4 protein-coding genes are annotated in these 4164 nt (G+C 65.7%); 1 reads left to right on the forward strand and 3 read right to left on the reverse strand.

What is annotated here, in order from left to right; all coding sequences use genetic code 11:
* Nucleotides 1–149: 149 nt before the first annotated feature.
* The 3 genes from QZH66_RS14420 to QZH66_RS14430 form a co-directional block, all read right to left on the reverse strand.
* Entirely contained in the window at nucleotides 150–1949 is a 1800-nt protein-coding gene (locus QZH66_RS14420; protein WP_305806629.1) for an AMP-binding protein, read from the reverse strand.
* A 159-nt stretch (nucleotides 1950–2108) separates the two neighbouring features.
* On the reverse strand, nucleotides 2109–2927 hold the full coding sequence (locus QZH66_RS14425; protein ID WP_305806630.1) for an ABC transporter ATP-binding protein: 819 nt from the start codon (nucleotides 2925–2927) through the stop codon (nucleotides 2109–2111).
* 86 nt (nucleotides 2928–3013) lie between these two features.
* Entirely contained in the window at nucleotides 3014–3817 is an 804-nt protein-coding gene (locus tag QZH66_RS14430; RefSeq protein WP_305806631.1) for an ABC transporter substrate-binding protein, read from the reverse strand.
* A gap of 19 nt (nucleotides 3818–3836) precedes the next feature.
* Here QZH66_RS14430 and QZH66_RS14435 point away from each other — a divergent pair.
* On the forward strand, nucleotides 3837–4164 hold a 328-nt coding region (locus tag QZH66_RS14435), incomplete at its 3' end, for a hypothetical protein (protein WP_305806632.1).

The raw sequence follows: 4164 nt of genomic DNA on the forward strand, positions 1-4164 counted from the left end.
GCGATACAAAGTGCCGCAAAACACATGCAGGGCCTGCGCCAAGTGCTCTTGTTTTTGACAAATTACCGCCGTGGCCCTGGGGCACTGAGGCGGGGCGGTGGTGACAGGGTAGCAGCGCCCGGTGGTGGCGGCTGCGTTGCGAGCCGCTCTCAGCGGTACAGCGCCTCGATCTCGGCGGCGTAGGTCTGGTAGATGCTCGAGCGCCGCACCTTCATGGTGGCGGTGACTTCGCCGTCGTCGTGGTCGAGTTCTTTCGGCAAGAGATGGAACTTGCGGATCTGCGACACCTGGGCCAGGCGTGCGTTGCCCTGGGCGATGGCGGCGTCGATCAGCGCGCGCACCTGCGGCAGCTCGACCAGCGAGCGGAAATGCGTGAACGCGATGCGCTGCGACTCGGCCCACTGGCCGACGGTGTCGTAGTCGATCATCACCAGCGCGGCGACGAACTGGCGGCCCTCGGCGACGATCACGCATTCCTTGATGTAGGGGCTGCCCTTCATGGTGTTCTCGATCTCGGACGGCGTGAGGTTCTTGCCGCCGGCCGTGATCATGATGTCTTTGAGGCGGTCGACGATCTTGAGCTGGCCGCGCTCCTCGCGCACCACGTCGCCGGTGTGCAGCCAGCCGTTGCGAATGCTGTCGGCCGTGGCCTCGGGGTTCTTGTAGTAGCCGGCAAACACCATGTCGCCGCGCAGCAGCAGCTCGCCGTTGGCGGCGATGCGGTGCTCCACGCCCAGTGTGGGGACGCCCACGGTGCCGACGACCACGTCGCGCGGCTCGTGGCCGAGCACCATGCCGCTCGATTCGGTCAGGCCGTAGACCTCGATCAGCGGCACGCCGAGCACGCGGAAAAAGCGCACCACGTCGGGCGGGATCGGCGCCGCGCCGGTCAGCGCGATCTGCGCCTGGCGCAGGCCGATGAAGTTTTGCAGCGCACGAAAAATCAGCCAGTAGCTGGCACTGAACTTGAGCTTGTCGGCCAGGCTCCAGGCGCTGCGCGGCTTCTCGGCGAGCGGCAGGCAGGCGGCGTAGGCCCGGTCGAAAATTTTGCGGCGCAGGCCGCCGGCCTCCTGCAGCTTGATGCTGATGCTGGCGTGCAGCTTTTCCCAGATGCGCGGCACGCCGAGGAACATGGTTGGTGCGATCTCGCGCAGGTCTTCCTGCACGGTGCGAATCGATTCGCCGAAGTGGACCTGCGCGCCGGTGTAGATCGGAGTGAAGGTGGTCAGCATCTGCTCGGCGACATGGCACAGCGGCAGGTACGACAGGTGCGTGGTGTCCTGCGTGATGCCCAGGCGCTCGACCAGGCCCGGCACAACGCCGCGCATGTTGCGCCACGAAATCATCGCGCCCTTGGGCTTTCCGGTGGACCCCGAGGTGTAGATCATCAGGCCGATGTCGTCGAGTTTCTGGCGCGCCAGCGCGGCGTCGATCAGCGCGCTGCTGCCCACGGCCGCGCCGGCTTGCTCGACCTCGGCAAAAGTCACGATGAGTTCGCGCAGCCCGGGAGCGAAGCTGCGCAGTCCCTTGGTTTCCATCACCACGATCTTGCGCAGGCGCGGCAGCTGGGCGCGCGCTTCGAGCAGCTTGTCGGTCTGCTCCTGGTCTTCGCAGACCATGATCTCGATGTCGGCGTGTGCGACCACGTAGGCCACTTCCGAAGTGGGGCTGGTGGGATACACGCCGACGGCCACGGCACCGAGCAGGCCGGCGCCCATTTGCGCGAGCACCCATTCGGTGCGGTTCTCCGACAGCACGCCGACATGGCCGCCCGCGCCCAGGCCGAGCGTGTGCAGGCCCAGGGCGAAACAGCTGGCGCGCTGGTAGTAGCCGGCCCAGCTCAAAGGCTGCCAGATGCCGAAGTCTTTTTGCCGCAGGGCCACGCGCTCGGGCGTGCTGCGTGCGCGCTCGCGCAGCATCTGCGGCAGGGTCAGTTCGGGGTGCTGCATGTCAGTGATCCATTGCGCATCGCGCCATCAGCGGCCCTTGAAACTGGCGCGGCCCAGGCCAGGGCCGCCCCGCCGCACTGGCGGCGTTCCCCTTCCCGCAGCGCGCAGCGAGGAGAGAGAAGGGGGAAGCGGCGCAGCCGCTCAGGGGGTTGTTTTCTCTCACGACAACCACCTCTTTCTGCGCTTGTAGTGCTTGATGTTCTTGAAGCTGCGCGCCTCGCCGCCGCCGCCCATGCCGAGGTAGAACTCGCGCACATCGGGGTCAGTGGCCAGGCGCTCGGCCGTGCCGTCGATGACGATCTTGCCGTTTTCCATGATGTAGCCGCTGTGCGCCACGGCCAGCGCCACGGTGGCGTTCTGCTCGACCAGCAGCATGGAGGTGCCGCGCTCGGCGTTGATGCGCGCGATGATGCCGAAGATGTCTTCGACCAGCTTCGGAGAAAGACCCAGCGAGGGTTCGTCGAGCAGGATCAGCTGCGGCTGCGCGATCAGCGCGCGGCCAATCGCCAGCATCTGCTGCTCGCCGCCCGACAGGTAGCCGGCCAGGCCTTTGCGGCGCTCGTGCAGGCGCGGGAAGTAGCTGTAGACCAGGTCGAAGTCGGGTTTGGCATCGCTGCGGCCGGTCAGCGCATAGGTGGCGGCGACCAGGTTCTCTTCGACCGTGAGGTCTTCAAAAATGCGCCGCCCCTCCATCACATGCGAGAGGCCTTGGCGCACCAGCTGTTGCGGCGCAAGCCGCGCCGTGGGCTGGCCGTTGAACAGCACGCTGCCGCTTTCCAGTTCGCCGTCTTCAAGTGCCAGCAGGCCCGAGATCGCCTTCAGCGTGGTCGACTTGCCGGCCCCGTTGCTGCCCAGCAGCGCCACGATCTGGCCGCGCGGCACGGCCAGCGACAGGCCGCGCAGGGCCTGCACCACCTTGTTGTAGATGACCTCGATGTTGTTGACTTCGAGGACGTTGGGCGTGGCGTTGTCGGTCATTCTGTTTGGCGGTTCAAGTGCCTTGGGGCCTGGATGCTGGCGCGGCCCAGGCCAGCAGACGCCGCGCAAGGGCCTCAGGGGGTGCTTCAAAGCTTGATCCAGTCGGAGGCGGCGACCATCTTCTGCGCCTTCATGTCGGCCTTGTAGACGCGGCCCACCGGGATCGAGTTGCCGCTGATGGTGATCGGCACGCCGATCAGGCCGCCGGTGTCGAAGTCCTTGATGGAGTTGAGCGCGGCCTTGAGGTTGTCGCCCGTGAGCGGCTTGTTCGCTTCGAGGCAGCGCTTGGCCGATTCGGTGAACAGCATCGCGGCCAGGAAGCCCTGGATATAGGCCGTGCTCTGGTACTCGGGGCGCAGCGCGCGGATCTTCTCGAGCATCGGCGCCTTGGCCGAGGTGTCGTAGTAGTAGCGGTAGGGCATGACGCCCATGAAGCCGTCGCCGGCTTCGCCCATCTTCATGACAGTGGAGCTGTCCATGGTCCAGAACGTGCCCATCCACTTCGATTGCATGCCCATCTGCTTGCCCTGGGTGATGAACTCGGGGATGGGCGCGAGGATGTAGCCGTGGAAGATGGTGTAGTCGGGCGCGGCGCGGCGCAGCTTGATGACTTCGGTGGACACGTCCACGCTGCCGGCCGGCGTCATGATCTTCACCGGAACCGAGAGGCCGAGCTTCTTCGCCAGCGCTTCGCTGCTGTCGATCGGGTCGCGGCCGAACTCGGAGTCGGAGTAGACGAAGGCGACCTTGGCACCGGGCTTCTCCTTGGCGATGTGCTTGAGCAGGATGCCGAACATCTCGGTGTAGTCGGGGCCGACCAGGAACTGGTGCGGGTACTTCTTCNTCGCGGCCGAACTCGGAGTCGGAGTAGACGAAGGCGACCTTGGCACCGGGCTTCTCCTTGGCGATGTGCTTGAGCAGGATGCCGAACATCTCGGTGTAGTCGGGGCCGACCAGGAACTGGTGCGGGTACTTCTTCGGGTCGTTCAATTCCGTTGCGAACGAGGCGCCGGCCATCAGCGTGCTGCCACTGCGTTCGAGCTCGGGGTTGATGGTCTTGGAGAACGCGGTGGAGTCGCCGTAGTAGAGGTTGACCTTGTTCTGGCTGGTGATCTTCTTGTACGCGGCGACCGACACATCGACCTTGTAGCCGGTGTCTTCGGGCACGTACTTGAGCTTGCGGCCCTTGATGCCGCCGGCGTCGTTGACCATCTTCACGTAGTCGCCGATGCCGGCG

Origin of the sequence: Stenotrophomonas sp. YIM B06876 (genome assembly GCF_030711595.1) — a bacterium.
Classification (GTDB): domain Bacteria; phylum Pseudomonadota; class Gammaproteobacteria; order Xanthomonadales; family Xanthomonadaceae; genus Stenotrophomonas.